General features: G+C 43.8%; 3 protein-coding genes, 2 tRNA genes and 2 rRNA genes. All 7 read left to right on the forward strand.

Annotation, left to right across the window (positions count from 1 at the left end; all coding sequences use genetic code 11):
* Positions 1 to 980: ribosomal RNA gene (locus tag ACRX5O_RS19150) — 23S ribosomal RNA — on the forward strand; the annotation flags it as partial.
* A gap of 76 nt (positions 981 to 1056) precedes the next feature.
* A 5S ribosomal RNA gene (gene rrf, locus ACRX5O_RS19155) occupies positions 1057 to 1172 on the forward strand.
* A 26-nt stretch (positions 1173 to 1198) separates the two neighbouring features.
* Positions 1199 to 1272: transfer RNA gene (locus tag ACRX5O_RS19160), tRNA-Met, on the forward strand.
* Between the two features lie 33 nt (positions 1273 to 1305).
* A tRNA-Asp gene (locus ACRX5O_RS19165) sits at positions 1306 to 1381 on the forward strand.
* A gap of 467 nt (positions 1382 to 1848) precedes the next feature.
* On the forward strand, positions 1849 to 2304 hold the full coding sequence (gene tsaE / locus ACRX5O_RS19170) for a tRNA (adenosine(37)-N6)-threonylcarbamoyltransferase complex ATPase subunit type 1 TsaE (protein WP_433907428.1): 456 nt from the start codon (positions 1849 to 1851) through the stop codon (positions 2302 to 2304).
* Complete coding sequence (gene tsaB / locus ACRX5O_RS19175) at positions 2304 to 3011, forward strand: tRNA (adenosine(37)-N6)-threonylcarbamoyltransferase complex dimerization subunit type 1 TsaB (protein WP_433907429.1); 708 nt, start codon at positions 2304 to 2306, stop codon at positions 3009 to 3011. The genes tsaE and tsaB overlap by 1 nt, the downstream gene beginning before the upstream one ends.
* On the forward strand, positions 2998 to 3444 hold a 447-nt coding region (gene rimI, locus ACRX5O_RS19180), incomplete at its 3' end, for a ribosomal protein S18-alanine N-acetyltransferase (RefSeq protein ID WP_433907430.1). The genes tsaB and rimI, both read left to right, overlap by 14 nt.

Raw genomic sequence — 3444 nt, forward strand, 5'->3', positions numbered from 1 at the left:
CGGTCCTAAGGTAGCGAAATTCCTTGTCGGGTAAGTTCCGACCCGCACGAAAGGCGTAACGATCTGGGCACTGTCTCAACGAGAGACTCGGTGAAATTATAGTACCTGTGAAGATGCAGGTTACCCGCGACAGGACGGAAAGACCCCGTGGAGCTTTACTGTAGCCTGATATTGAATTTTGGTACAGCTTGTACAGGATAGGTAGGAGCCTGAGAAGCCGGAGCGCTAGCTTCGGTGGAGGCGTCGGTGGGATACTACTCTGGCTGTATTGAAATTCTAACCCTCACCCCTGATCGGGGTGGGAGACAGTGTCAGGTGGGCAGTTTGACTGGGGCGGTCGCCTCCTAAAAAGTAACGGAGGCGCCCAAAGGTTCCCTCAGAATGGTTGGAAATCATTCGTAGAGTGTAAAGGCACAAGGGAGCTTGACTGCGAGACCTACAAGTCGAGCAGGGACGAAAGTCGGGCTTAGTGATCCGGTGGTTCCGCATGGAAGGGCCATCGCTCAACGGATAAAAGCTACCCCGGGGATAACAGGCTTATCTCCCCCAAGAGTCCACATCGACGGGGAGGTTTGGCACCTCGATGTCGGCTCATCGCATCCTGGGGCTGTAGTCGGTCCCAAGGGTTGGGCTGTTCGCCCATTAAAGCGGTACGCGAGCTGGGTTCAGAACGTCGTGAGACAGTTCGGTCCCTATCCGTCGTGGGCGTAGGAAATTTGAGAGGAGCTGTCCTTAGTACGAGAGGACCGGGATGGACGCACCGCTGGTGTACCAGTTGTCTTGCCAAAGGCATCGCTGGGTAGCTATGTGCGGAAGGGATAAGTGCTGAAAGCATCTAAGCATGAAGCCCCCCTCAAGATGAGATTTCCCATAGCGCAAGCTAGTAAGATCCCTGAAAGATGATCAGGTTGATAGGTCAGAGGTGGAAGCGCGGTGACGTGTGGAGCTGACTGATACTAATCGATCGAGGACTTAACCAAATTTAGATGAAACGTATTTCTTCTTCTTCATTCATTATCTAGTTTTGAAGGAATGATTCCTTCAATTGAATACTGGTCTAGTGGCGATAGCGAAAAGGTCACACCCGTTCCCATACCGAACACGGAAGTTAAGCTTTTCAGCGCCGATGGTAGTTGAGGGTTTCCCTCTGTGAGAGTAGGACGTCGCTAGGCTGTATTACAGATTTTATTATTATCGTCGCGGGGTGGAGCAGTCTGGTAGCTCGTCGGGCTCATAACCCGAAGGTCGCAGGTTCAAATCCTGTCCCCGCAATTAAGTTGCTTCAAGGAAACTTGAAAAAACTTTGGTCCCGTGGTGTAGCGGTTAACATGCCTGCCTGTCACGCAGGAGATCGCCGGTTCGATCCCGGTCGGGACCGCCATTTTTATATTTTAGTAGAATCAAACGAACCAAAATGGATTCGTTTTTTTGTTTTTTAGAGGGATTTTTTAATAAAAGATGATATTTGTGGCGAAAATAGAAGGAAAACAGTGTAGAATACAGTTGCGCACACTCTAAGATCCATAAAAGTGAACGTTATTGTGTATTTACTTGCGATTCTCGAGAAATATTTGCGATTTTAAAAATTTACTTGCGATTCTCAAGATATATTTGCGATTCTAAAAATTTACTTGCGATCCCAGGATTATATTTGCGATTCACAATACATACTTGCGATTACAAACCAACGCTCTTTGCACCAACTCAAACTAATTCAATCGCACACCAAAACTACATACAAATCCAACCTTTTTTGCTCATTTTTTTAAAATCATGTACACTTATAAGAGACTAGCCTTAGGATCATGTCCTAAGGCTTTTTTATAAAAGAATTGGGTGATTAATTCAATGAACGAATACATAGTTAGAACAAACAGTACGGAAGAGACTTTACAATTTTCAAAGGAACTTGCACAGAGGCTTCAACCGGGAGATGTGATTACATTAGAGGGTGATCTTGGTGCAGGTAAGACGACTTTTACTAAAGGACTGGCAGTGGGACTTGAGATTACCAAAAACGTAAGTAGTCCGACTTTTACTATTATAAAAGAATATAACGGAAGACTCCCTCTTTACCATATGGATGTGTATCGATTAGAGGATTCCTATGAAGATTTAGGTTTTGATGAGTACTTTGAAGGTCAAGGAGTTACAGTTGTAGAATGGGCTCATTTAATTGAAGAGCAACTACCAAACGAACTACTACAAATAAAAATAACTCATGGAGAAGAGAATTCTCGGATCTTAACGATCACACCAAAAGGAAAACGATATGAAATGCTTTGTAAGGAGCTATTTGCCTAATGAAAGTACTAGCAATAGATACATCAAATTATCCACTGGGTATTGCCTTAATAGATGACCAGCAAGTGATTGGGGAATACATAACGAATATTAAAAAGAATCATTCGGTCCGTGTGATGCCAGCGATTGAAAACCTATGCAGGGAATGTGACATTAAGCCAGCAGACCTAGAGAAAATTGTCGTCGCAGAAGGTCCTGGTTCCTATACGGGTGTTCGTATAGGAGTAACGATTGCGAAAACATTAGCGTGGACCTTACAAATTCCTCTTGTTGGGGTTTCGAGCATAGAAGTCTTAGCTGCATCAGCGGCCCGGTACTTCCCAGGCTATGTGGCTCCACTATTTGACGCTAGAAGAGGACAAGTCTATACCGGCCTGTATCGCTCCCAAAATGGTTCACTAGAAACAGTTATAAAGGACCAATTGGTATTAGCGACAGATTGGGCAGAGCGCTTAAAGGAGCTTTCTGATCCTGTTTTGTTTGTTGGCAATGATCTTTCGATTCACAAGGAAGTTCTAGCAAATTTGATGGGAGATCAAGCAAGATTTGCTCACTACACAGAAAATAATCCACGTCCTGGAGAGCTAGCTCATTTAGGGATTAATCGTGAACCAGTAGATGTACACACCTTTGTACCAAATTATATTCGATTGGCTGAAGCTGAAGCGAAATGGCTAGAAGGGAAGAAAGAAAATGATGCAAAATGAAGAGACTCACTCTTTAACTGATTCCTTTGTGTTTCGATATTTGAAGGAAGAAGATATAGATCAAATCTTAAAAATTGAGGAACTTTCATTTGCAACCCCTTGGACTAGGCAATCATTTGAGAATGAGTTAAATTTAAATCAATTCGCTGTCTACCTTGTTTTAGAAAAGGAAGGTCAAATTGTAGGTTATTGTGGAATGTGGCTGATTGTTGATGAGGCACATATTACCAACATAGCGGTCTTACCTGAATTTCGTGGGCAAAAGCTAGGAGAAGCGATCCTTCGTATGATCATGGAGGTTGCAAAGAAGAAGGGTGCAAAAACGATGACACTTGAGGTACGTGTTTCGAACACAGTGGCACAATCTTTGTACCGTAAGCTCGGCTTTATGAACGGTGGAATACGCAAGAACTATTATACTGATAATTATGAG

The organism is Robertmurraya mesotrionivorans (assembly GCF_050971805.1).
Classification (GTDB): Bacteria; Bacillota; Bacilli; order Bacillales; family Cytobacillaceae; genus Robertmurraya_A.